This is a genomic window from Escherichia sp. WS1118 (assembly GCF_046487695.1).
Taxonomy (GTDB): Bacteria; Pseudomonadota; Gammaproteobacteria; order Enterobacterales; family Enterobacteriaceae; genus Escherichia; species Escherichia coli.
Map to the genome: position 1 here is coordinate 1 of NZ_JBJQIZ010000015.1, position 26,212 is coordinate 26,212.

General features: G+C 50.1%; 18 protein-coding genes and 2 pseudogenes. 15 read left to right on the forward strand and 5 right to left on the reverse strand.

The features are described from left to right. Positions 1-19 precede the first annotated feature (19 nt). Both ACJHYO_RS20450 and pdxI read left to right on the forward strand, forming a co-directional pair. On the forward strand, positions 20-6,703 hold the full coding sequence (locus ACJHYO_RS20450; RefSeq protein ID WP_410232559.1) for an EntS/YbdA MFS transporter: 6,684 nt from the start codon (positions 20-22) through the stop codon (positions 6,701-6,703). A 219-nt stretch (positions 6,704-6,922) separates the two neighbouring features. Then, entirely contained in the window at positions 6,923-7,789 is an 867-nt protein-coding gene (pdxI, locus tag ACJHYO_RS20455) for a pyridoxine 4-dehydrogenase (RefSeq protein ID WP_000097808.1), read from the forward strand. 40 nt (positions 7,790-7,829) lie between these two features. On the opposite strand, the gene azoR is transcribed toward pdxI, so the two are convergent. Next, positions 7,830-8,435: an FMN-dependent NADH-azoreductase gene (gene azoR, locus ACJHYO_RS20460; RefSeq protein ID WP_085455331.1), complete on the reverse strand. Its 606-nt coding sequence runs from the start codon at positions 8,433-8,435 to the stop codon at positions 7,830-7,832. A gap of 200 nt (positions 8,436-8,635) precedes the next feature. On the opposite strand from azoR, the gene hrpA reads away from it, so the two are divergent. The 3 genes from hrpA (at position 8,636) to aldA (ending at position 15,247) form a co-directional block, all read left to right on the forward strand. Beyond that, positions 8,636-12,538, forward strand: coding sequence for an ATP-dependent RNA helicase HrpA (hrpA, locus tag ACJHYO_RS20465; protein WP_001764476.1), 3,903 nt, complete (start codon positions 8,636-8,638; stop codon positions 12,536-12,538). Positions 12,539-12,810: 272 nt separating this feature from the next. After that, positions 12,811-13,611 (forward strand): DUF218 domain-containing protein YdcF, encoded by an 801-nt coding sequence (ydcF, locus tag ACJHYO_RS20470; protein WP_085455332.1) that lies wholly within the window; start codon positions 12,811-12,813, stop codon positions 13,609-13,611. Positions 13,612-13,807: 196 nt separating this feature from the next. Continuing rightward, positions 13,808-15,247: an aldehyde dehydrogenase gene (gene aldA / locus ACJHYO_RS20475; protein ID WP_410232561.1), complete on the forward strand. Its 1,440-nt coding sequence runs from the start codon at positions 13,808-13,810 to the stop codon at positions 15,245-15,247. Positions 15,248-15,288: 41 nt separating this feature from the next. On the opposite strand, the gene gap is transcribed toward aldA, so the two are convergent. Continuing rightward, the gene (gene gap / locus ACJHYO_RS20480) at positions 15,289-16,290 is read right to left on the reverse strand and encodes a type I glyceraldehyde-3-phosphate dehydrogenase (RefSeq protein WP_085455333.1); all 1,002 of its coding nucleotides are present in this window, start codon (positions 16,288-16,290) and stop codon (positions 15,289-15,291) included. A 188-nt stretch (positions 16,291-16,478) separates the two neighbouring features. Between gap and cybB the strand changes: the two genes are divergently transcribed. From cybB to ACJHYO_RS20495, 3 genes are all read left to right on the forward strand, one after another. Beyond that, the gene (gene cybB, locus ACJHYO_RS20485; protein ID WP_001346971.1) at positions 16,479-17,009 is read left to right on the forward strand and encodes a cytochrome b561; all 531 of its coding nucleotides are present in this window, start codon (positions 16,479-16,481) and stop codon (positions 17,007-17,009) included. 244 nt (positions 17,010-17,253) lie between these two features. Next, positions 17,254-17,427 carry a hypothetical protein gene (locus tag ACJHYO_RS20490; RefSeq protein WP_000731859.1) on the forward strand — a complete coding sequence of 58 codons (174 nt, stop codon included), beginning with the start codon at positions 17,254-17,256 and terminating at the stop codon, positions 17,425-17,427. 25 nt (positions 17,428-17,452) lie between these two features. Continuing rightward, on the forward strand, positions 17,453-17,521 hold the full coding sequence (locus ACJHYO_RS20495) for a hypothetical protein (RefSeq protein ID WP_212734533.1): 69 nt from the start codon (positions 17,453-17,455) through the stop codon (positions 17,519-17,521). Here ACJHYO_RS20495 and ACJHYO_RS20500 read toward each other — a convergent pair. Continuing rightward, positions 17,499-17,600: pseudogene (locus ACJHYO_RS20500) on the reverse strand (Hok/Gef family protein); the annotation flags it as partial. The gene ACJHYO_RS20495 and the pseudogene ACJHYO_RS20500 sit on opposite strands and share 23 nt — an antisense overlap. Before the next feature lie 10 nt (positions 17,601-17,610). Here ACJHYO_RS20500 and trg point away from each other — a divergent pair. Then, positions 17,611-18,054, forward strand: a pseudogene (gene trg / locus ACJHYO_RS20505) (methyl-accepting chemotaxis protein Trg); the annotation flags it as partial. Positions 18,055-18,091: 37 nt separating this feature from the next. Here trg and ACJHYO_RS20510 read toward each other — a convergent pair. After that, the gene (locus tag ACJHYO_RS20510; protein ID WP_000414563.1) at positions 18,092-19,015 is read right to left on the reverse strand and encodes a LysR substrate-binding domain-containing protein; all 924 of its coding nucleotides are present in this window, start codon (positions 19,013-19,015) and stop codon (positions 18,092-18,094) included. A gap of 216 nt (positions 19,016-19,231) precedes the next feature. Here ACJHYO_RS20510 and ACJHYO_RS20515 point away from each other — a divergent pair, with 216 nt between their 5' ends. From ACJHYO_RS20515 to rimL, 4 genes are all read left to right on the forward strand, one after another. Beyond that, on the forward strand, positions 19,232-20,575 hold the full coding sequence (locus tag ACJHYO_RS20515; protein WP_001533236.1) for a VOC family protein: 1,344 nt from the start codon (positions 19,232-19,234) through the stop codon (positions 20,573-20,575). Between the two features lie 224 nt (positions 20,576-20,799). Beyond that, positions 20,800-22,455, forward strand: a complete 1,656-nt coding sequence (opgD, locus tag ACJHYO_RS20520; RefSeq protein WP_085455335.1) for a glucan biosynthesis protein OpgD — start codon at positions 20,800-20,802, stop codon at positions 22,453-22,455. Between the two features lie 139 nt (positions 22,456-22,594). Further along, complete coding sequence (locus ACJHYO_RS20525; RefSeq protein ID WP_001296056.1) at positions 22,595-22,819, forward strand: YdcH family protein; 225 nt, start codon at positions 22,595-22,597, stop codon at positions 22,817-22,819. A gap of 62 nt (positions 22,820-22,881) precedes the next feature. Beyond that, positions 22,882-23,421, forward strand: a complete 540-nt coding sequence (gene rimL / locus ACJHYO_RS20530) for a 50S ribosomal protein L7/L12-serine acetyltransferase (protein WP_001299372.1) — start codon at positions 22,882-22,884, stop codon at positions 23,419-23,421. Here the strand turns inward: rimL and ydcK are convergent. Continuing rightward, positions 23,413-24,393, reverse strand: a complete 981-nt coding sequence (gene ydcK, locus ACJHYO_RS20535; RefSeq protein ID WP_024705172.1) for a YdcK family protein — start codon at positions 24,391-24,393, stop codon at positions 23,413-23,415. The genes rimL and ydcK overlap by 9 nt on opposite strands. 123 nt (positions 24,394-24,516) lie before the next feature. Between ydcK and tehA the strand changes: the two genes are divergently transcribed. Both tehA and tehB read left to right on the forward strand, forming a co-directional pair. Beyond that, a complete protein-coding gene (gene tehA / locus ACJHYO_RS20540; RefSeq protein ID WP_001298119.1) occupies positions 24,517-25,509 on the forward strand; it encodes a dicarboxylate transporter/tellurite-resistance protein TehA in 993 nt (330 codons plus the stop codon). After that, positions 25,506-26,099, forward strand: a complete 594-nt coding sequence (gene tehB, locus ACJHYO_RS20545) for a tellurite resistance methyltransferase TehB (RefSeq protein ID WP_000586720.1) — start codon at positions 25,506-25,508, stop codon at positions 26,097-26,099. The genes tehA and tehB overlap by 4 nt, the downstream gene beginning before the upstream one ends. Positions 26,100-26,212: the final 113 nt, after the last annotated feature.

Here is a 26,212-nt window from a genome sequence, read left to right on the forward strand (position 1 = left end):
AATCGCGGGTAACAACGCGGTGGTGAACCAGGACGGCGAGCTGGATGTGAGCGGCGGCGGTCACGGTATTGATATCACCGGCGACAGTGCAACGGTGGATAACAAAGGCGGTATGACCGTCGCGGATGCGGATTCGATTGGCATTCAGATCGACGGCGACAAGGCGGTCGTGAACAACGACGGTGACAATGCCATCAGCAACGGCGGCACCGGCACGCAGGTTAACGGCGACGAAGCCACCGTGAACAATAACGGCAGCACCACCGTTGACGGCAAGGATTCCACGGGTACCGAGATAAACGGTGACAAAGCCATCGTCAACAACGACGGTGACAGCACGATCCTTGATGGCGGCACCGGAACCCGCATTACGGGTGATGATGCGACGGCCAACAACAGTGGCAATACCACCGTAGACGGTCAGGGTTCGACCGGAACTGAAATCGCGGGTAACAACGCGGTGGTGAACCAGGACGGCGAGCTGGATGTGAGCGGCGGCGGTCACGGTATTGATATCACCGGCGACAGCGCGACGGTGGACAACAAAGGTGGAATGACTGTCACCGATCCGGATTCGATTGGCATTCAGATCGACGGCGACAAGGCGGTCGTGAACAACGACGGTGACAGTGCCATCAGTAACGGCGGCACCGGCACGCAGGTTAACGGCGACGAAGCCACCGTGAACAATAACGGCAACACCACCGTTGACGGCAAGGATTCCACGGGCACCGAGATAAACGGTGACAAAGCTATCGTCAATAACGACGGCGACAGCACGATCCTTGATGGCGGCACCGGAACCCGCATTACGGGTGATGATGCGACGGCCAACAACAGCGGCAATACCACCGTAGACGGTCAGGGTTCGACCGGAACTGAAATCGCGGGTAATAACGCGGTGGTGAATCAGGACGGCGAGCTGGATGTGAGCGGCGGTGGTCACGGTATAGATATCACCGGCGACAGCGCGACGGTGGACAACAAAGGTGGAATGACTGTCACCGATCCGGATTCGATTGGCATTCAGATCGACGGCGACAAGGCGGTCGTGAACAACGACGGTGACAGTGCCATCAGTAACGGCGGCACCGGCACGCAGGTTAACGGCGACGAAGCCACCGTGAACAATAACGGCAACACCACCGTTGACGGCAAGGATTCCACGGGCACCGAGATAAACGGTGACAAAGCCATCGTCAACAACGACGGTGACAGCACGATCCTTGATGGCGGCACCGGAACCCGCATTACGGGTGATGATGCGACGGCCAACAACAGCGGCAATACCACCGTAGACGGTCAGGGTTCGACCGGAACTGAAATCGCGGGTAACAACGCGGTGGTGAACCAGGACGGCGAGCTGGATGTGAGCGGCGGTGGTCACGGTATAGATATCACCGGCGACAGCGCGACGGTGGACAACAAAGGTGGAATGACTGTCACCGATCCGGATTCCATCGGTATTCAGATCGACGGCGACAAGACGGTTGTCAATAACGACGGTGACAGTGCCATCAGCAACGGCGGCACCGGCACGCAGGTTAACGGCGACGAAGCCACCGTAAACAATAACGGTAAAACCACCGTTGATGGTCAGGGCTCGACCGGAACTGAAATCGCGGGTAATAACGCGGTGGTGAACCAGGACGGCGAGCTGGATGTGAGCGGCGGTGGTCACGGGGTTGATATCACCGGCGACAGCGCAACGGTGGATAACAAAGGCGGCATGACCGTCACCGATCCGGATTCGATTGGCATTCAGATCGACGGCGACAAGGCGGTCGTGAACAACGACGGTGACAATGCCATCAGCAACGGCGGCACCGGCACGCAGGTTAACGGTGATGAAGCCACCGTAAACAATAACGGCAGCACCACCGTTGACGGACAGGGCTCGACCGGTACCGAAATCGCGGGTAATAACGCGGTGGTGAATCAGGACGGTACACTGGATGTCAGCGGCGGCGGTCACGGTATTGATATCACCGGCGACAGCGCGACGGTGGACAACAAAGGCGGCATGACCGTCACCGATCCGGATTCCATCGGTATTCAGATCGACGGCGACAAGGCGGTCGTGAACAACGACGGTGACAGTGCCATCAGCAACGGCGGCACCGGCACGCAGGTTAACGGCGACGAAGCCACCGTGAACAATAACGGCAACACCACCGTTGACGGCAAGGATTCCACGGGCACCGAGATAAACGGTGACAAAGCTATCGTCAATAACGACGGCGACAGCACGATCCTTGATGGCGGCACCGGAACCCGCATTACGGGTGATGATGCGACGGCCAACAACAGCGGCAATACCACCGTTGATGGTCAGGGCTCGACCGGTACCGAAATCGCGGGTAATAACGCGGTGGTGAATCAGGACGGCTTACTGGATGTGAGCGGCGGCGGTCACGGCATTGATATCACTGGTGATAGCGCCACTGTAATCAACAAAGGCAATATAACTGTCACGGATAAAGATTCGGTTGGTGTGCTGATTAACGGTGATCGAGCGACCTTTGCCAATACGGGTCATATTGACGTCAATAATTCAGCTACTGGCATGAGCATCACGACCAGCGAGGGGGCCATCTCCCAGGCAGGTAGCATGAATGTTGGTGACTTTTCAACAGGCATGGCGCTCAGTGGTAATAACAACAGTGTGACGTTGGCGGCGAAAGATCTGAACGTTACCGGGCAGAAGGCAACGGGCGTCAACATATCTGGTGACAATAATGCCGTTGATATCACTGGTAATATTTTGGTAGATAAAGATCAAACCGCGACTAACGCGGTAGATTATTTTTACGAACCGTCTATTGGTGTGAACGTTAGCGGCAACAGTAACACTGTATCGCTAGACGGCAAGTTAACTGTGGTGGCTGACAGTGAACTTACCTCACGTATTTATGCTGACTTTGATGGAAGCCAGGAGAATATTTCCGGGCTTGTCGTATCTGGTGATGATAATACCGTGTATCTGAACGGTGGTATCCAGCTGGTTGGTGAAGAAAATCAATTGACTGATGGTTCTACCGTCGCATCAAATCGCAATGGCTATGGCAAAACACCAGTAATCACTGTTGATGGGAAGTCGTCTGTTTACCTGAACGGGGACTCCACGATTAATGGTGATTTACCTCTAGCCTATTCAGGGATGATTCGGTTGAAGAATAGCGCCATGATTGAGATCGGGGCGGATGCCACGATTAACATGCAGGTAGATATTTATGACCACTATGCGAGATCTGAATCCCAAATGATCTTTGTAGAGTCTGGTGCTGAGTTAGTCAATAAAGGTGATATTGATACTCGAAATATCGGTTTTGCCGCTATTTCTGGTGAAAATTCAACGGGAAGTAACAGTGGCAATATTACTCTTTCTCAGTACAACTATGGCTTGTTAGCAAATGCAGGAGTTGGCTATTTCACGACTAAAGGCGGTAGTGCGGTTAATAATGGTACGATTACTGCGAAAGTCATGGAACAAGAAAGTGTCATTAATTTGGGAGCGTCTCTGGGTCTGAATGAGGCGAACACTTTCTACTCTGATGCGAACAGTATGATGGGTCTTGATGCCTTTGATCACGGATACGTGTCCAATGAAAGCGGTGGCAGCATTGAGATGTATGGTCGCGGCAACGTTGGTATGTTGGCTATTGATGAGAGTACAGCAGAAAACGCTGGGCAAATTACACTGGATGCCCTGTGGGTTGATGCAGATGATACCACCACTTTGCGGAGCAATATTGGTAATGATGCCAGGAGCTATGGCGTTGGTATGGCCGTAGGTACGAATACTTACAGTGGGCCAAGAAAAAATGCTACGGCCGTTAATAAACAGGGTGGTGTAATAACGGTTTATAATGCTGGAATAGGTATGGCCGCCTACGGTGCCAGCAATACCGTGATTAACGAGGGTATCATCAATCTGGAGAAAAACGCTAACTACGATAGTAGTCTGGGAGCAGATTCTCTGATCGGTATGGCCGCCTATAAGAGTGGTACTGCCATTAATGAACAGTCTGGCGTAATTAATATCAATGCTGACAATGGGCAGGCGTTTTATAGTGATGGAACCGGTACTATTCTTAACTATGGAACGATTTGTGTTAACACTAATTGCCTGACGGGCAATGACTATAATGAGACTGACTCTTATACCTCGTTACTTTACACGGGTGGCGATGTAATCACTGCGCAGAATGAAACACAAAATCTGACCCAAAAAGCCTCGATTAACGACAAAAAAGAAGGCAATGTTGTTAACAGTGGTTCGCTTTCCGGTGCTGATATTGCGATTAGTAGCGGTGAATTAGTTAATACATCGACGGGTACTATTAATAATGCCATCATTATCAATGATGGAGAGTTAAGTAACGAAGGCTCTGTGGCGAAGGTGACGCTAAACGCAGGCACGTTCGGGAACACCGGTACGGTTAACTCGCGCATGTTCCAGACAGGAGGAACATTTAATAACCAGCAAGGTGGGGTCGTGCAAAACGGTGCTAACCTGAGTAAAACTGCAATCACCAATAACGAGGGTACCTGGTATCTCGGTGCCAGCAGTAGTAGTGATAGCAATAATGCCAGCATGATGGAGATTTATAATACTGCGGTGTTTAACAACAGCGGTGACTTCATTCTAAATAACAGCAGAAATGCTATTCACTTATATCAGTCTGGGTCGTTCTACAATACCGGTCATATGTTAATTTCTGGTGCTAACTATAGCGGTAACGCAATTAATTACTGGAACGCGAATAATAATGGACGGTTCATTAATAGTGGTACAGTTGATGTTACTGCAAAAGCGCTAGCGACCAGCGGTGTTGATGCCAGTACCAACCATGCATACTTCTGGAACCAAAATAGTGGTATAGTCAATTTTGATAAAGACAGCGGCGTTGCTGTGAAATTCACCCACAGTAATTATGTTGCACAGAATGATGGCACCATGAATATTAGCGGTAATAACGCTATTGCGATGGAAGGGAATAAAAATGCACAGTTGATTAACAACGGTACGATTAATCTTGGAGCACAAGGTACGACAGATACCGGTATGATAGGTATGCAGCTGGATAGCAGTGCGACGGCTGATGCGGTGATCGAGAATAATGGTACTATCAACATATACGCTAATAATTCCTTTGCGTTTAGCATGCTAGGTTCCGTAGGCCACCTCGTGAATAACGGTACGGTAACCATTGCAGATGGGGTGACGGGGTCCGGGCTGATTAAGCAAGGTAATAGCGTTAACATTGAAGGCGTCAATGGCAATAACGGCAATAATAGTGAAGTGCATTATGCTAATTACACACTGCCAGATGTGCCCGGCTCGTCAGTTTTCGTATCTACCGACAATGTTTCAGATAATGGAGGCCAGAACAACCTAAATGGCTATGTTGTGGGAACCAGTTCTGATGGCAGCGCAGGTAAGTTGAAAGTGAGCAATGCAAGCCTGAAGGGTGTTTCCGTTAACACTGGATTTACGTCAGGAACAAGTGCGACTTCTGTTACATTCGATAATGTGGTTCAAGGTAACAATCTTACGGATGCTGATACCATTACATCGACCTCTGTCGTGTGGAGCGCACAAGGTAACACCGATGCTAATGGCAACGTAGACGTCACGATGACCAAAAACGCCTATACGGATGTTGTGACGGATTCTTCAGTTAATAATGTCGCTCAGGTACTGGATACGGGTTACACCAATAACGACCTGTACACTAGTCTGAACGTAGGAACGACTGCTGAACTGAACAGTGCGCTGAAACAAATTAGCGGCAGCCAGGCAACAACGGTATTTAATGAAGCACGAGTGTTAAGTAACCGCTTCAGCATGTTGTCCGATGCAGCACCGGAAGTTGCAAACGGTCTGGCCTTCAACGTGGTAGCGAAAGGCGACCCGCGTGCTGAACTGGGTAACGACACACAGTACGACATGATGGCGCTGCGTAAATCTCTGACGCTGACTGAACATCAGAACCTGAGTCTGGAATACGGGATTGCTCGTCTGGAGGGTAATGGTTCAGATACCGCAGGCGATAACGGAGTGACAGGCGGTTACAGCCAGTTCTTCGGTCTGAAACACCAGATGGCCTTTGACAACGGTATGAACTGGAATAACGCCCTGCGTTATGATGTGCACCAGCTCGACAGCAGTCGCTCGATAGCGTACGGCGACATCAATAAAACAGCCGATGCTAATGTGAAACAACAGTACCTGGAGTTCCGTAGTGAAGGAGCAAAAACCTTTGAGCTGCGTGAAGGGCTGAACGTCACTCCATATGCCGGGGTTAAACTGCGTCACACACTGGAAGGTGGCTATCAGGAACGCAATGCGGGTGACTTTAACCTGAGCATGAACAGCGGCAGCGAAACGGCGGTGGACAGCATCGTTGGGCTGAAACTGGACTATGCAGGGAAAGAAGGCTGGAGTGCGAACGCCACGCTGGAAGGTGGGCCGAATCTGAGCTATGTGAAAAGTCAACGTACTGCGAGTATTTCGGGCGCTGGAAGCCAACGTTTTAACATTGACGATGGTCAGAGTGGCGGTGGTTTCAACAGCCTGGCGACGATGGGTGTGAAATACAGCAGCCAGGAAAGTGCGTTGCAGGTAGATGCATTCCACTGGAAAGAAGACGGCATCAGTGATAAAGGTGTGATGCTAAACTTCAAGAAAACATTCTAATTTTTAGCATGTAATACATAAACCGCAACGCTGATACAGGTTGCGGTTTTTTTATTGCCGGATGCGGTGCTTGACGTGTCTTAACCTTTCTGGGGTTTCGTGTCTTTCAGGGCAACAGTACAACTCATCCCGCAATCTTGTTTACACCCTCGCATTATTTATCTCTATTCATTTCTATACTGATTTTTCTTAATCCGTTTTATTACAGGGCAGGGTGCGATGAGCAGCAACACATTTACTCTCGGTACAAAATCCGTTAACCGTCTTGGTTATGGCGCGATGCAACTGGCTGGTCCTGGGGTTTTTGGCCCCCCAAGAGATCGCCACGTCGCTATAACCGTGCTGCGCGAGGCGCTGGCATTGGGCGTCAATCATATTGATACCAGCGACTTTTATGGTCCGCACGTCACCAATCAGATTATCCGCGAAGCGCTTTATCCGTACTCTGACGACCTGACAATTGTCACTAAAATTGGTGCGCGGCGTGGAGAGGACGCTTCCTGGTTACCCGCATTTTCTCCGGCAGAGCTGCAAAAAGCGGTACACGATAATCTACGTAATCTCGGCCTGGACGTACTGGATGTGGTTAACCTGCGCGTTATGATGGGGGATGGTCATGGCCCAGCGGAAGGATCGATTGAGGCCAGCCTGACAGTGCTGGCGGAGATGCAACAACAAGGCCTGGTAAAACATATTGGCCTGAGTAACGTCACACCGACGCAGGTTGCAGAGGCGCGAAAGATTGCCGAAATCGTCTGCGTGCAGAACGAATACAACATTGCTCACCGTGCTGATGACGCAATGATTGATGCTTTGGCTCGTGACGGCATTGCCTACGTGCCGTTCTTTCCGCTCGGGGGCTTTACGCCGCTGCAATCCTCCACGCTTTCCGATGTTGCTACAAGCCTTAATGCGACACCAATGCAGGTTGCGCTGGCGTGGCTGTTACAGCGTTCACCGAATATTTTGCTGATTCCTGGCACCTCTTCGGTGGGGCATCTGCGGGAGAATATGGCGTCCGATGAATTAGTGCTAACGGATGACGTGTTGGCAACGCTGGACAGTATTTCGCAAAAGGCGGGTTAAATAAAAAAACCTCCCACTTTCGTGGGAGGCATCATAAATCTTATGCAGCAACAATGCTGTCGATGGCTGCTTTCGCGTCAGACTGTGCTTTCGCTGCCATTTCCGGGCCGTACGCGATCCCTTCGGCGAAGACAAATTTCACATCGGTAATGCCGATAAAGCCCAGGAATGTGGACAGATACGGCGTCACCAGATCCGTTGGGCCATCTTTATGGATCCCACCGCGGCTGGTGATAACGATGGCTTTTTTACCGGTGACCAGGCCTTCCGGACCCTTCTCGGTATAGCGGAAAGTAACGCCTGCACGTGCAACCAGGTCAAAATAGTTTTTCAACTGGGTCGAGATATTGAAGTTATACATCGGTGCCGCAATAACGATAACGTCGTGGGCTTTCAGCTCGGCAATCAGCTCATCGGAAAGCGCCAGAGCTTCCTGCTGACGCGGAGTCAGCGGCGCATCGCTCGGACGCAGTGCACCAACCAGTTCGCCATCCAGGACCGGAATCGGATTTGCAGCCAGGTCACGCACGGTGATTTCATCAGCGGAGTGCTTTTCGCGCCATTGTTCAACAAAATAATCGGACAACTGATTAGACTGAGAGTACCCTGCCAGGATGCTGGAGTTAAGAACTAATACCTTGCTCATGGTGTTTCCTTATAGATATTTGAATGGGCAATGCCCCGTTGCTTGTTGACACTTTATTCACAATCCTGCCACAGAGATAGCGCAATAAATCGAAGCCTATGTTCGAATTTATTGAACAACGCATAGAAAGCCGCGATGTGGTACTCTATATCTATCATTTAAAAGAAAATTAATCAGGCAGCCTACTGCCCACTAACGTTATGACAGAACAACAAAAATTGACCTTTGCTGACTTGCAGCAGCGGCTGGATTCGCTGATGTTGCGCGACAGACAGCGTTTTTTACGCCGTCTGCACGGCGTGAAGAAGGTTAAAAATCCTGATGCACAACAGGCCATTTTCCAGGAGATGGCGAAAGAGATTGACCATGCGGCAGGGAAAGTCCTGCTGCGTGAAGCGGCACGACCGGAGATTACTTACCCGGACAATTTGCCGGTTAGTCAGAAAAAGCAGGACATTCTCGAAGCGATTCGTGACCACCAGGTGGTGATCGTCGCCGGGGAAACGGGTTCCGGTAAAACGACTCAGCTACCGAAAATCTGTATGGAGCTGGGTCGCGGGATTAAAGGGCTGATCGGCCATACCCAGCCGCGTCGGCTGGCGGCGCGAACGGTGGCGAACCGTATTGCGGAAGAGCTAAAAACGGAGCCGGGCGGTTGCATCGGTTACAAAGTGCGTTTCAGCGATCACGTCAGTGATAACACGATGGTCAAGCTGATGACCGACGGCATCCTGCTGGCAGAGATCCAGCAAGACCGCCTGCTGATGCAGTACGACACCATCATTATTGACGAAGCGCACGAACGCAGCCTGAATATCGATTTTCTCCTCGGCTATTTGAAAGAGTTGCTGCCGCGGCGTCCTGACCTAAAAATCATTATCACTTCCGCGACTATCGACCCGGAACGCTTTTCGCGCCACTTTAATAATGCGCCGATTATCGAAGTCTCCGGTCGGACCTATCCGGTGGAAGTGCGCTATCGCCCGATTGTTGAAGAAGCCGATGATACCGAGCGCGATCAGTTGCAGGCGATTTTTGACGCCGTAGACGAACTGAGCCAGGAAAGCCCTGGCGACATTCTGATCTTTATGAGCGGCGAGAGAGAAATTCGCGATACCGCCGATGCGCTGAACAAGCTGAACTTACGCCATACCGAAATCTTGCCGCTTTATGCACGGCTTTCCAACAGCGAACAGAACCGCGTGTTCCAGTCGCACAGCGGGCGACGCATTGTACTGGCGACCAACGTCGCGGAAACCTCGTTGACCGTACCGGGTATTAAATACGTTATCGACCCAGGTACGGCGCGTATCAGCCGCTACAGCTATCGCACCAAAGTGCAGCGTTTGCCGATTGAGCCAATTTCGCAGGCTTCAGCTAATCAGCGTAAAGGCCGCTGCGGTCGTGTGTCAGAAGGGATCTGTATTCGTCTCTATTCCGAAGACGATTTCCTCTCGCGCCCGGAGTTTACCGACCCAGAAATTCTGCGTACTAACCTGGCCTCGGTTATTTTGCAGATGACCGCACTGGGCTTGGGCGATATCGCCGCATTCCCGTTTGTCGAAGCACCGGATAAACGCAATATCCAGGATGGCGTGCGTCTGCTCGAAGAGCTGGGCGCGATCACCACTGATGAACAGGCCAGCGCCTATAAACTGACGCCGCTCGGTCGCCAGCTCTCGCAGTTGCCTGTCGACCCACGTCTGGCGCGTATGGTGCTGGAAGCGCAAAAACATGGCTGCGTGCGTGAGGCGATGATTATCACTTCCGCGCTCTCTATTCAGGACCCGCGTGAGCGGCCAATGGACAAGCAGCAGGCATCGGACGAAAAACATCGTCGCTTCCACGACAAAGAGTCTGACTTCCTCGCGTTTGTGAATCTGTGGAATTATCTTGGCGAGCAGCAAAAGGCGCTTTCTTCAAACGCCTTCCGTCGCCTGTGTCGTACTGATTATCTCAACTATCTGCGCGTGCGCGAATGGCAGGATATCTACACCCAGTTGCGCCAGGTGGTGAAAGAACTTGGCATTCCGGTTAACAGCGAACCAGCGGATTATCGCGAAATTCACATTGCGTTGCTGACCGGTTTGCTTTCGCATATCGGCATGAAAGATGCCGATAAACAAGAATATACCGGCGCACGTAACGCGCGTTTCTCCATCTTCCCCGGTTCCGGCTTATTCAAAAAACCGCCGAAATGGGTAATGGTGGCGGAACTGGTAGAAACCAGCCGCCTGTGGGGACGCATTGCTGCGCGGATCGAACCGGAATGGGTGGAGCCAGTTGCTCAGCATTTGATTAAACGCACCTATAGCGAACCGCACTGGGAACGGGCGCAGGGCGCGGTGATGGCAACGGAAAAAGTCACTGTTTATGGTTTGCCGATTGTTGCCGCGCGCAAGGTCAACTACAGCCAGATCGATCCGGCGTTATGTCGTGAACTCTTTATTCGCCACGCGCTGGTGGAAGGTGACTGGCAGACGCGTCACGCATTCTTCCGTGAAAACCTGAAACTACGGGCCGAAGTGGAAGAACTGGAACACAAAACTCGTCGCCGCGATATTCTGGTGGATGACGAAACGTTGTTTGAGTTCTACGACCAGCGCATCAGCCACGATGTGATCTCCGCACGCCATTTCGACAGCTGGTGGAAAAAAGTCAGCCGCGAAACGCCTGATTTGCTCAACTTTGAAAAGAGCATGTTGATCAAAGAAGGGGCGGAAAAAATCAGCAAACTGGATTACCCGAACTTCTGGCATCAGGGCAATCTCAAACTGCGTTTGAGCTATCAGTTTGAGCCCGGCGCGGATGCTGACGGTGTGACCGTGCATATCCCGCTGCCGCTACTTAACCAGGTTGAGGAGAGTGGGTTTGAGTGGCAGATCCCCGGTCTGCGTCGTGAGCTGATCATCGCCCTGATTAAATCGCTGCCGAAGCCGGTACGCCGTAATTTTGTGCCCGCGCCAAACTACGCCGAAGCGTTTTTAGGCCGCGTCACACCGCTGGAATTGCCGTTGCTCGACAGCCTTGAACGAGAGTTACGGCGGATGACTGGCGTCACCGTTGACCGCGAAGACTGGCACTGGGATCAGGTGCCCGATCACCTGAAAATCACTTTCCGCGTGGTGGATGACAAAAACAAGAAGCTAAAAGAAGGGCGCTCATTACAGGATCTGAAAGACGCCCTGAAAGGCAAAGTGCAGGAAACGCTGTCTGCCGTGGCGGATGACGGTATCGAGCAGAGCGGTTTACATATCTGGAGTTTTGGTCAACTGCCGGAAAGCTACGAGCAGAAGCGCGGCAACTACAAAGTGAAGGCGTGGCCGGCGCTGGTGGATGAGCGTGACAGCGTAGCGATCAAACTGTTTGATAACCCGCTGGAACAGAAGCAGGCAATGTGGAACGGTCTTCGCCGTTTACTGCTGCTAAATATTCCATCGCCGATCAAGTACTTGCACGAAAAGCTGCCAAACAAAGCCAAGCTGGGGCTGTACTTTAACCCGTATGGCAAAGTGCTGGAGCTGATCGATGACTGTATCTCCTGCGGTGTGGATCAACTGATCGACGCCAATGGTGGCCCGGTCTGGACGGAAGAAGGCTTTGCTGCGCTGCATGAAAAAGTCCGCGCTGAACTGAACGACACGGTGGTGGATATTGCGAAGCAGGTCGAGCAAATCCTCACTGCGGTGTTCAATATCAACAAACGTCTGAAAGGGCGGGTGGATATGACCATGGCGCTGGGGCTTTCTGACATTAAAGCGCAGATGGGCGGGCTGGTGTATCGCGGTTTTGTCACTGGTAACGGCTTCAAACGGCTGGGCGACACGCTGCGTTATTTGCAGGCAATTGAAAAACGACTGGAAAAACTGGCGGTCGATCCACATCGTGACCGTGCTCAGATGCTGAAAGTCGAAAACGTCCAGCAGGCATGGCAGCAATGGATCAACAAACTGCCGCCTGCACGTCGTGAGGATGAAGACGTGAAAGAGGTCCGCTGGATGATAGAAGAGCTGCGCGTTAGTTACTTCGCTCAACAACTTGGTACGCCTTATCCGATTTCGGATAAGCGTATTTTGCAGGCGATGGAGCAGATTAGCGGTTAACACTGCTATTTGCCTGATAAATCTAAAACCCGGTAAGCATTTAGCGCCGGGTTTTTTATTAATTCTAAAAACGATAAGGGAAAAAATTCAGGAGTTCAGAAAAATACAATTCTCTGCTGCAAGATGAATAATGTTTATCTACAGCATTTCCTTAAAAGATATGTCAGGCTTGCGGAGCGGCAGTTAAGGAAATACGACTTCCTCCTTTCAGAGTGCTCCGCTTCTCACTATTATCTCACGCAGTATTCTTAAGGGAACGATAAGGAGGAACCATGAATATTACCCCGTTTCCGACGCTTTCGCCGGCAACCATAGATGCCATAAATGTTATCGGACAGTGGCTGGCGCAGGATGATTTCTCCGGTGAGGTGCCGTATCAGGCCGATTGCGTGATCCTTGCAGGCAATGCGGTTATGCCGACTATCGATGCGGCATGTAAGATTGCCCGCGATCAGCAAATTTCTTTACTGATTAGTGGTGGTATCGGTCACTCGACAACTTTTTTGTATAGCGCCATCGCACAGCATCCGCACTACAACACTATCCTCACCACTGGCAGAGCTGAAGCTACCATCCTGGCGGATATCGCTCGTCAGTTCTGGCATATTCCGCATGAAAAAATCTGGATTGAAGACCAGTCAACAAACTGCGGTGAAAACGCACGCTTTAGCATCGCGCTATTGAATCAGGCCGTAGAACGAGTTCATACGGCTATCGTTGTTCAGGACCCCACCATGCAGCGGCGCACGATGGCGACGTTCCACCGTATAACCGGGGATAATCCCGATGCACCACGCTGGTTAAGTTATCCCGGATTCGTTCCTCAGTTAGGAAATAACGCAGACAGTGTAATCTTTGTTAATCCGTTGCAAGGATTATGGCCGGTTGAGCGTTATCTATCGCTACTCACTGGCGAGCTGCCGCGTTTACGCGATGATAGCGATGGCTACGGCCCCCGCGGGCGAGATTTTATCGTTCACGTTGATTTTCCGGCAGAAGTCATTCAGGCATGGCAAACGCTGAAACATGATGCGGTGCTCATCGAGGCGATGGAAAGTCGCTCGTTACGTTAAAAATTGCCCGTTTGTGAACCACTTGTTTGCAAACGGGCATGACTTCTGACTTTTATTTCTGCCTTTAATTCCTTTTACACTTGTTTTTATGAAGCCCTTCACAGAATTGTCCTTTCACGATGCCGTCTCTCTGATAATTGATGTTAATTAACAATAAATTTACCAAAAACAAACATGTAAATCACAGGAGTCGCCCATGTCAGTACCCGTTCAACATCCTATGTATATCGATGGACAGTTTGTTACCTGGCGTGGAGACGCATGGATTGATGTGGTAAACCCTGCTACAGAGGCTGTCATTTCTCGCATTCCCGATGGTCAGGCCGAGGATGCCCGTAAGGCAATCGATGCAGCAGAACGTGCACAACCAGAATGGGAAGCGTTGCCTGCTATTGAACGCGCCAGTTGGTTGCGCAAAATCTCCGCCGGGATCCGGGAACGTGCCAGTGAAATCAGTGCGCTGATTGTCGAAGAAGGGGGCAAGATCCAGCAGTTGGCTGAAGTCGAAGTGGCTTTTACTGCGGACTATATCGATTATATGGCGGAGTGGGCACGGCGTTACGAGGGCGAGATTATTCAAAGCGATCGTCCAGGAGAAAATATTCTTCTGTTTAAACGTGCGCTTGGCGTGACTACCGGCATTCTGCCGTGGAACTTTCCGTTCTTCCTCATTGCCCGCAAAATGGCTCCCGCTCTTTTGACCGGTAATACCATCGTCATTAAACCCAGTGAATTTACGCCAAACAATGCGATTGCATTCGCCAAAATCGTTGATGAAATAGGTCTTCCGCGCGGCGTGTTTAACCTTGTACTCGGGCGTGGTGAAACCGTTGGGCAAGAACTGGCGGGTAACCCAAAGGTCGCAATGGTCAGTATGACAGGCAGCGTCTCTGCAGGTGAAAAGATTATGGCGACTGCGGCGAAAAACATCACCAAAGTGTGCCTGGAATTGGGGGGTAAAGCACCGGCTATCGTAATGGACGATGCCGATATTGAACTGGCAGTCAAAGCCATCGTTGATTCACGCGTCATTAATAGTGGGCAAGTGTGTAACTGTGCAGAACGTGTTTATGTACAGAAAAGCATTTATGATCAGTTCGTCAATCGGCTGGGGGAAGCGATGCAGGCGGTTCAATTTGGTAACCCCGCTGAACGCAACGACATTGCGATGGGACCGTTGATTAACGCCGCGGCGCTGGAAAGGGTTGAGCAAAAAGTGGCGCGCGCAGTAGAAGAAGGGGCGAGAGTGGCGTTGGGTGGCAAAGCGGTAGAGGGGAAAGGATATTATTATCCGCCGACATTGCTGCTGGATGTTCGCCAGGAAATGTCGATTATGCATGAGGAAACCTTTGGCCCGTTTCTGCCGGTGGTCGCATTTGACACGCTGGAAGAGGCTATCTCAATGGCTAATGACAGTGATTACGGCCTGACCTCATCAATCTATACCCAAAATCTGAACGTCGCGATGAAAGCCATTAAAGGGCTGAAGTTTGGTGAAACTTACATCAACCGTGAAAACTTCGAAGCTATGCAAGGCTTCCACGCTGGATGGCGTAAATCCGGTATTGGCGGCGCAGATGGTAAACATGGCTTGCATGAATATCTGCAGACCCAGGTGGTTTATTTACAGTCGTAATGAGTGAAAGAGGCGGAGGTTTTTTCCTCCGCCTGTGCGCGTCAGAGTTTAGCGAATTTTTCGAGGGTGCGAATAAGCTGCGTGACGAAGCCATATTCGTTATCGTACCAGGCGACCGTTTTCACCAGTTGTAAATCGCCCACGGCGGTAATTTCCGTTTGCGTGGCATCAAACACCGAACCGAAATGGCTGCCAATGATATCGGAAGAGACTATTTCTTCATCGGTATAACCAAATGACTCGTTATTGTTTGTCGCCTTTTTAAGCGCGTTGTTCACCTCTTCGGCAGTCACTTTTTTTCCGAGAATCGACACCAGTTCAGTGACCGAACCTGTTTTCACCGGCACGCGTTGCGCATGACCTTTCAGTTTGCCGCTCAATTCCGGGATCACCAGGCCAATGGCTTTTGCCGCCCCCGTAGTGTGGGGAATGATATTTTCTGCCGCTGCGCGTGAAGCACGTAAATCTTTACCACGTGGGCCATCCACCAGTGACTGGGTGCCGGTATAGGCATGAATGGTTGTCATCGTGCCGACTTCTATCCCGAAACTGTCATGCAAGGCTTTGGCCATCGGCGCAAGGCAGTTAGTGGTGCATGACGCCACGGAAACAATGGTGTCGTTGCCATCCAGAGTGTCGTCATTGACGTTATAAACGATGGTTTTCATTTCACCGGCAGGGGCGGAAATCAACACCTTCTTCGCGCCAGCATCAAGATGCGCCTGCGATTTCTCGGCGGAGGTATAAAAGCCTGTACATTCGACAATGATTTCTGCGCCTTTCGCTTTCCACGGAATATTTTTAGCCTCTTTTTCGGCGTAAACCGCGATACTTTTCCCATCAACGACAAGTGAATCTTCCGTATAATCAACGCTCCAGGGGAACGGTCCGTAGTTTGAATCATGTTTCAGCAGGTAGGCGAGAATTTTTGGGGAAGTGAGATCATTAATAGCGACAACGTCTATGTTGCTTTTGACTTCAAGTAATCGACGCAACACCAGTCGACCGATACGACCAAAACCATTAATACCAACTTTACTCATGGTCTTCTCCTGTCAGGAACGTTCGGATGAAAATTGATCCTTTCCAGGCTTAGACCAGGATGGCGGGATGGGCAATCTACATTCTTGCAGTGAAACGTAACGTACTGAAAACGGGTGAACAATATTTAATGAAATTTTAAGAAAAGCCCGTTATGTTAACGGCAAATTATGTTAAAGCAGGAAATGTTATGGGAAATAAATACTCAAGGTTACAAATCAGCATTCACTGGCTGGTCTTTTTGCTGGTTATCGTAGCGTATTGCGCAATGGAGTTTCGTGGTTTCTTCCCACGTAGCGATCGGCCCCTCATCAACATGATTCATGTTTCCTGTGGCATCTCAATTCTCGTACTGATGGTGGTTCGTCTTTTGTTAAGACTGAAATACCCAACCCCGCCGATTACACCTAAGCCAAAACCGATGATGACGGGACTGGCGCATTTGGGCCATTTGGTGATTTATCTCCTGTTTATTGCGCTGCCAGTGATTGGTTTGGTGATGATGTATAACCGGGGCAACCCGTGGTTTGCGTTTGGTTTGACGATGCCTTACGCTTCAGAGGCCAATTTCGAGCGGGTTGATAGCTTAAAGTCGTGGCATGAAACGCTGGCGAATCTGGGATATTTTGTCATCGGCTTGCACGCTGCGGCTGCACTGGCACACCACTATTTCTGGAAGGACAACACACTTCTACGCATGATGCCACGTAAACGTTCCTGAAGGATATTTAAAGAAAACGCCTGTACTAAAACCGACCCGTGGTACAGGCGAAGAATACGGGCCTACATCGGAAGCGCCTATTATATTTATTTGTATGACAAATAAAACCATAATCCTTGTCTATACGTCCATCTGGCTTATCTTTAATCAATTCACCCGATCTTTGATCTCATCAACGGTATCAAAATAACTCAGCGTATAACGTTCAAATCGAACATAAGATTCGATAAATCATGGAGGTTATATGAAAAAACTGGCACTTATCCTGGTTATGGGAACGCTTGTTTCCTTTTATGCCGATGCCGGGCGCAAACCCTGTTCTGGTTCGAAAGGGGGGATCTCACACTGTACGGCAGGCGGCAAATTTGTCTGTAATGATGGTTCTATTAGTGCATCGAAAAAAACATGCACTAACTGAAGTGTAAAAGGGGTGCCATGAGAAAATGAATCCGCTAGTCAGATGCGCGGGGAAAATCCCCGCGCTTGCCCTTACCTGGACGTGCAGGCCATGAGCGCAGCAACTTCCTTATCACCGTCCCGGAACCGCAGTTCGTAGAGCGATTGTCGGGTCAGTGTGAATGTCAGAATCGTGTTACTCTCGCAAGGCCGTGGATTTGCCGTTGTCGCCAGCGAAGTACGGACACTCGCAAGCCGCAGCGCTCAGGCGGCGAAAGAGATTGAAGGCTTGATCAGTGAATCAGTCAGGTTAATTGACCTGGGATCGGATGAGGTGGCAACGGCAGGGAAAACCATGTGCACTATTGTTGATGCCGTCGCGAGTGTCACACATATCATGCAGGAAATCGCCACCGCCTCGGATGAACAAAGTCGAGGCATAACGCAGGTTAGCCAGGCGATTTCTGAAATGGATAAGGTGACGCAACAGAATGCTTCTCTGGTAGAAGAGGCCTCAACGGCGGCGGTGTCCCTTGAAGAACAGGCGGCACGACTAACTGAGGCGGTGGACGTATTCCGTCTGAACAAACATTCTGTGTCGGCAGAACCACGAGGAGCTGGTGAACCAGTTAGTTTTGCTACGGTGTGAAAATGTTAAAGGAGGGATCGACAGATCCCTTCACCTTTCAGAACGGCATTGATTTTCGAATAGCGTTAATCATCAACTGGCAACCAGAAGAGAACGTCGCATCTACGCGGGTCAGTATTCCAATCGGTTCGCCTGCACCATGTCCCGGAACAGGCAGGGCTACCAGCGTGGCATGACGCAGGTCGTCTTTTACAGCGCCAGAAGGGACAAACCACACGTAATCGTATTCAACCGTAAGTTGACGAGATAGCGAAGCAGACAGCGTTTCGATACAACCCGAAGGAATTTTACATCCCTGGCTCTGCACTAATGCATCTGAATGCTGGCGTGGCGCAGTGCCTTCTGGTGATACAACGACCGGCCATTCCAGCACCCGGCTTAGCGTTACGTTCTCCTGAAGTAGCGGGTGATTAGGGCGGACAACCAGCTTCAGCGATTCAAGAAACAGCAGTTCGTAATTAAGCCCGTTCATCAGTTCAGGATCTGACATCCGACCAATGCCGATATCGATTTCCCCGGTTTTTAAACCCGCCAGAATCATAGGGTTACTCATTGTCGCAACTTGCAAGGTCGTCTCTTTTTGTTGCTGATGAAACTGACCTATAACCGAAGGTAATATCCCTAGTGCCGCAGTAGGTAGCGCACCAACCCTGACGACATCATTATTAAGACCTTCTTTACGATGAAGCGACTGTCCGGCAGTGTTGATGGCGTCAAGAACTCTGACTGCATGCGTTAAAAATTGTTCGCCGGGTAAGGTAAGTTGCGCCCCCTGACGACCACGCTCAAACAAGCGAGCGCCCGTCAGCTGCTCCAGTTCATTCAATGTCTTAGAGAGCGCAGGTTGACTCAAATTAAGGGTTTCAGCCGCGCGCCCCAAAGTTCCTTGTTGTGCGACAGCTACGAATGTATGAAGGTGGCGCAAACGGATGCGCTGACTAAACAGACTATTTTTTTCCATAAGCGATGTTAAAAACGAAGCGGTGTCGCTGACAAGTGAAGTTGTTTTATTATGATAACTTGATTGCAAAATATTATTAACAATTAAAGCAACTATGTTACAGCAAAATGGATAATATTGATGTTTTCGCGGCGAGATCACAGTTTGTAAATTCTTCCAGCCGGAGTGAATGCGGTTACCTACACTCCAGATTACTGACCACTGGAGGCAGACACTATGGCGAACAGCATCACGGCGGATGAGATTCGGGAACAGTTTTCGCAGGCAATGTCAGCCATGTACCAGCAAGAAGTTCCGCAGTACGGCACGCTGCTGGAACTGGTAGCTGATGTAAATCTGGCGGTGCTGGAAAACAATCCTCAACTGCACGAAAAAATGGTAAATGCAGACGAGCTGGCGCGACTGAATGTTGAACGTCATGGGGCGATTCGCGTTGGGACTGCACAAGAGCTTGCTACTCTTCGGCGGATGTTTGCCATTATGGGGATGTACCCGGTGAGCTATTACGATCTCTCGCAGGCAGGGGTGCCGGTACATTCGACAGCATTTCGGCCCATTGATGATGCTTCTCTGGCGCGTAATCCCTTCCGCGTTTTTACCTCGTTACTCCGTCTTGAGCTTATCGAGAACGAAATTTTGCGCCAGAAAGCGGCGGAGATTCTGCGTCAGCGCGATATCTTCACCCCACGTTGTCGACAACTGTTAGAGGAATATGAGCAGCAGGGCGGTTTTAACGAAACACAGGCACAGGAGTTTGTGCAGGAAGCCCTGGAAACGTTTCGCTGGCACCAGTCAGCAACGGTAGATGAAGAAACCTATCGCGCCTTGCACAACGAACATCGGTTGATTGCTGATGTGGTCTGTTTTCCTGGATGCCATATCAACCATCTGACGCCACGTACGCTGGATATTGACCGGGTGCAGTCGATGATGCCTGAATGCGGAATTGAACCCAAAGTTCTGATCGAAGGGCCGCCGCGCCGCGAGGTGCCGATTTTACTACGCCAGACCAGCTTTAAAGCACTGGAAGAGACGGTGTTGTTTGCGGGGCAGAAACAGGGCACACATACCGCGCGCTTTGGTGAAATTGAGCAGCGTGGTGTGGCATTAACGCCGAAAGGGCGACAACTGTATGATGATCTTCTGCGGAACGCTGGAACCGGGCAGGATAATCTCACTCACCAAATGCATTTACAGGAAACCTTCCGCACTTTTCCTGACAGTGAGTTTTTAATGCGTCAGCAAGGGCTGGGATGGTTCCGGTACCGTCTGACGCCTTCGGGTGAGGCGCATCGTCAGGCGATTCATCCCGGAGACGATCCACAGCCCTTAATAGAACGTGGTTGGGTAGTGGCGCAACCCATTACCTATGAAGATTTCTTGCCCGTTAGCGCGGCGGGGATCTTCCAGTCAAATCTGGGTAATGAAACGCAGGCATGCAATCACGGTGATGCCAGTCGCGAAGCATTTGAGCAGGCGTTGGGGGGGCCGGTTTTGGATGAGTTCCAGCTTTATCAGGAAGCGGAAGAACGCAGTAAACGTCGCTGTGGTTTGCTTTAAATTCTGACCATCCGCCTTTGCAAAAATTTGCCTGATTTTACAAACGAATCAGGCTCATCCCATCGACATAAAAAAAATGCCAATTTATGCATATTCTCTGATTTCAACAATTGGATTATTAATAAATATTGTCTAGAGTGAGCGGTCATAAATAAGCACTTTCTTGCCGCTGAAAATGACCAGCGCGGGACCATTCACAACACCAGAAGGACTCACTTTCAGGTATGGATCGTAGACGATTTATTAAAGGTTCAATGGCTATGGCCGCCGTGTGCGGTACCAGCGGCATTGCTTCTCTTTTTTCTCAGGCGGCATTCGCGGCCGATTCTGATATTGCCGACGGGCAAACCCAGCGTTTTGACTTCTCCATTCTACAGTCAATGGCGCACGACTTAGCGCAAACAGCATGGCGTGGTGCACCACGTCCGTTACCTGACACTTTGGCGACAATGACGCCGCAGGCTTATAACAGTATTCAATACGACGCCGAAAAATCGCTCTGGCATAACGTTGAGAACCGTCAACTGGACGCTCAGTTTTTCCATATGGGAATGGGATTCCGTCGCCGCGTTCGTATGTTTTCTGTAGATCCAGCAACACATCTGGCGCGTGAAATTCACTTTCGCCCGGAGTTGTTCAAATACAACGATGCGGGTGTGGATACCAAACAATTAGAAGGGCAAAGCGATCTCGGTTTTGCCGGTTTTCGCGTGTTTAAAGCCCCCGAACTGGCGCGCCGTGATGTAGTATCATTCCTCGGCGCGAGTTATTTCCGCGCCGTTGATGACACATATCAATACGGTTTGTCGGCCCGCGGCCTGGCGATCGACACTTACACCGACAGCAAAGAAGAGTTCCCCGACTTTACCGCCTTCTGGTTTGATACGGTAAAACCAGGGGCAACCACCTTTACTGTTTATGCGTTGCTCGATAGCGCCAGCATTACTGGTGCCTATAAGTTCACTATCCATTGTGAGAAAAATCAGGTGATTATGGATGTGGCAAATCACCTGTATGCGCGCAAAGACATTAAACAGCTGGGCATTGCACCGATGACCAGTATGTTCAGCTGCGGTACTAATGAACGTCGGATGTGCGACACCATTCATCCGCAAATCCATGACTCTGATCGTCTGTCCATGTGGCGGGGCAACGGCGAGTGGATTTGCCGTCCGCTGAACAATCCGCAAAAATTGCAGTTCAATGCTTACACCGACAACAACCCGAAAGGGTTTGGTTTATTGCAACTGGATCGTGATTTCTCCCATTATCAGGACATTATGGGCTGGTATAACAAACGCCCAAGTCTGTGGGTGGAACCGCGTAACAAGTGGGGTAAGGGCACCATCGGCCTGATGGAAATCCCAACAACGGGCGAAACGCTGGATAACATTGTCTGCTTCTGGCAGCCAGAAAAAGCTGTAAAAGCGGGTGATGAGTTTGCATTCCAGTATCGTCTGTACTGGAGTGCGCAACCGCCTGTTCATTGCCCATTAGCGCGCGTTATGGCGACGCGTACCGGCATGGGCGGTTTCCCGGAAGGTTGGGCGCCAGGTGAACACTATCCCGAAAAATGGGCGCGACGTTTTGCCGTCGATTTCGTTGGTGGTGATCTGAAAGCTGCCGCGCCAAAAGGCATTGAGCCGGTGATTACGCTTTCCAGTGGGGAAGCGAAGCAAATCGAAATTCTCTATATTGAACCCATTGATGGTTATCGTATTCAGTTTGACTGGTATCCGACTTCGGACTCCACTGATCCGGTCGATATGCGGATGTATCTGCGTTGTCAGGGCGACGCTATCAGTGAAACATGGCTGTATCAGTATTTCCCGCCAGCGCCGGATAAACGTCAGTATGTTGATGACCGCGTGATGAGTTAATCGTTTTTTCTTCGGCATCTTCTTCGGGAGGTGCCGTCTGGTTAAACACGATCCCGCTCGCATTTTTCCCTAAGTTAAATGAGTAATCTGATGGTGTGTATTTCAGATACACCTTGTCAGCCACTAACAGGGAGTGCGTATGTTTCCAGAATACCGAGATTTAATATCCCGTCTGAAAAACGAAAATCCTCGCTTTATGTCCTTGTTCGATAAACACAATAAACTTGATCATGAAATTGCCAGAAAGGAAGGTTCCGACGGTCGAGGGTACAATGCGGAAGTGGTCCGCATGAAAAAACAAAAGCTACAGTTAAAAGATGAGATGCTCAAAATCCTGCAGCAGGTGAGCGTCAAAGAGGTGTAAACTTTCCTAAGCCGCCAGCCAGGCGGCTTTTTTAACAGCTGCATGGATTGACTGGAGATAAGATGACTGAAACGATAAAAGTAAGCGAATCACTTGAATTACATGCTGTTGCGGAAAGTCATGTCACACCTCTTTATCAGTTAATCTGTAAAAATAAAACCTGGTTACAGCAGTCGCTAAACTGGCCGCAGTTTGTTCAAAGTGAAGAGGACACGCGAAAAACGGTGCAGGGTAATGTGATGTTGCATCAACGCGGCTATGCCAAAATGTTCATGATTTTCAAAGAAGATGAACTTATCGGCGTTATCTCTTTTAATCGTATTGAACCACTGAATAAAACCGCTGAAATCGGCTACTGGCTGGACGAATCTCATCAGGGGCAGGGGATCATTTCTCAGGCGCTGCAGGCATTGATTCATCATTACGCTCAGTCTGGTGAACTTAGACGCTTCGTGATCAAATGTCGGGTGGACAATCCGCAAAGCAACCAGGTAGCGTTGCGCAATGGTTTTATCCTTGAAGGTTGCCTTAAACAGGCTGAGTTCCTGAATGATGCCTATGATGATGTGAACTTATACGCGCGTATTATCGATTCACAATAACCCTGCCAGCAGCGTTCGCGTAATGCGCTCCTCGCCGTTAATGACTTTTGGACCACGGACATGAATCGTGTCGCCATCAAAGGCTTCAACGACGGCGTGGTCAGTTAACTCCACATGGTTTTCAATTATCACCGCACCTGTAATACGGCTCTCACCTTGTATGACAACGTGCTCGTCGAGCAGAATCGGTCCGCCACGTACCACGGCATTTCCGCCAATCAAGACATGATGTTTTAACACACAATTACCTTCCACAATGGCATATTCCGCCACCTGTGAACTGTAATGAATCGTCGGAATGGCATCTTCTTCTATGCCAGCTTTCACCTGCGCGTGACCGTAGACTTTAGCGCAATCGCATAGCCAGACGTTGTTCTCTTCATTACCTTCAACACTGGCAAAATCAAAAACTTCGGCGCGATGTTCAATAAAAGCATACCGGACGACGGCATCGCCATAAATTTGTGCCTGGTGGACAATACGCGAGGCGCTAACCTTTGCGCGATCATAAATTTGTAGCAGGAGTTGATGGTCGGGCGTTAAGCCTTGTGCGGCGACGATCATAGAATGTTGATCAATTAAGGCGTGACCAAATATTCTACATTGACCGCAAACTAATGAGTCACTAATGGTGACACTGTCACTTATATATACACCCTGGCTGATTTCACTATTATCGATCCAGACATTATCCGTTGCGTAAACCTCTCCCCACAGCACGCTGGTGCCGGTGATACGCGTATTCCCGGAAATCACCGTTCCGCCGAACGCAATAGCATTCTGGTCGTAAATCCAGCAATTTCCTTCCTGTGCTAACACCGTTTCGTGATCGATCCAGCCGCCAGCGCTTCCTGCTATCACATCGTTAAAATCGCTCATGGCGATAATTTGCCGTAATAACACACTTTTTTTAGTGCCATCTTCCTGATAACTAAAGGCTCGCTGTTCTTCACTTAGACGATATTTACGCATAGCGTTTTCCCACAGGTGACTTACTATAACCGTAGCAAATTCTGCGGCTCTGGCTATGCTCGAGAAAATTCCATAAAATGCATTTCAAATATACTTTATAAATTAAACAAAATGAGTAAGAAGATGCAGAGCGATAAAGTGCTCAATTTGCCGGCAGGCTACTTTGGTATTGTGTTGGGGACGATAGGGATGGGATTTGCCTGGCGCTATGCCAGCCAGGTTTGGCAGGTCAGCCACTGGTTGGGGGATGGGCTGGTGATTCTGGCGATGATCATCTGGGGATTATTGACTGGCGCATTTATTACCCGACTCATACGCTTTCCGCATAGCGTGCTGGCAGAAGTGCGCCATCCAGTGCTGAGCAGTTTTGTGAGTTTGTTTCCGGCAACGACGATGCTGGTGGCGATTGGTTTTGTTCCGTGGTTTCGCCCACTGGCGGTGTGCCTGTTCAGTTTTGGTGTCGTGGTTCAGTTGGCTTATGCCGCCTGGCAAACTGCGGGATTATGGCGCGGATCTCACCCTGAAGAAGCTACCACGCCTGGACTGTATCTGCCGACAGTTGCCAACAACTTTATCAGCGCAATGGCCTGTGGTGCGTTGGGCTACACCGACGCCGGTCTGGTGTTTTTAGGCGCAGGCGTTTTCTCATGGCTAAGCCTGGAACCGGTGATCTTGCAGCGTCTGCGCAGTTCGGGAGAATTACCCACGGCACTGCGGACATCACTCGGCATTCAGCTCGCTCCTGCGCTGGTGGCCTGTAGTGCCTGGCTGAGCGTCAACGGCGGCGAGGGTGACACGCTGGCGAAAATGCTTTTCGGTTATGGACTGCTGCAACTGCTGTTTATGCTACGTCTGATGCCATGGTATCTCTCCCAGCCATTTAATGCTTCATTCTGGAGTTTCTCGTTCGGTGTATCTGCACTGGCAACCACCGGTTTGCATCTGGGGAGTGGCAGCGATAATGGATTTTTCCATACGCTGGCGGTGCCGCTGTTTATCTTTACCAATTTTATTATTGCAATACTGCTCATCCGTACTTTTGCGCTTCTGATGCAGGGAAAATTGTTAGTCAGAACCGAGCGCGCCGTTTTAATGAAAGCAGAGGACAAAGAATGATCATTCGTGATGAAAACTATTTTACTGATAAATATGAATTAACCCGCACACACTCTGAAGTGCTGGAAGCGGTGAAAGTGGTTAAACCGGGTAAAACGCTGGATCTGGGCTGTGGTAATGGTCGTAACAGTCTTTACCTGGCAGCCAATGGTTATGATGTTGACGCATGGGATAAAAATGCCATGAGTATCGCCAACGTCGAGCGCATTAAGTCCATTGAAAATCTGGATAATTTACACACCCGGGTCGTTGATCTGAATAACCTCACATTTGATGGACAGTACGATTTTATTCTTTCTACTGTGGTGCTGATGTTCCTTGAGGCTAAAACCATCCCAGGGCTGATTGCCAATATGCAACGTTGCACTAAACCTGGCGGTTACAACCTGATTGTGGCGGCGATGGATACCGCTGATTATCCATGTACCGTCGGCTTCCCGTTTGCCTTCAAAGAGGGGGAATTACGTCGATATTACGAAGGCTGGGAGAGGGTGAAATACAATGAAGACGTCGGCGAGCTGCACCGCACCGACGCCAACGGTAATCGTATTAAACTGCGTTTCGCCACGATGCTGGCACGTAAAAAATGATCCGGTAAGAACAAAGCGCGTGAAAATTCCCCACGCTGAGATGGTTTACTGTTCTTCTTTTCGGTAAGCATATTTTTTATCGAAGGGATGTGAAATTAATCACAGTAGTCGAA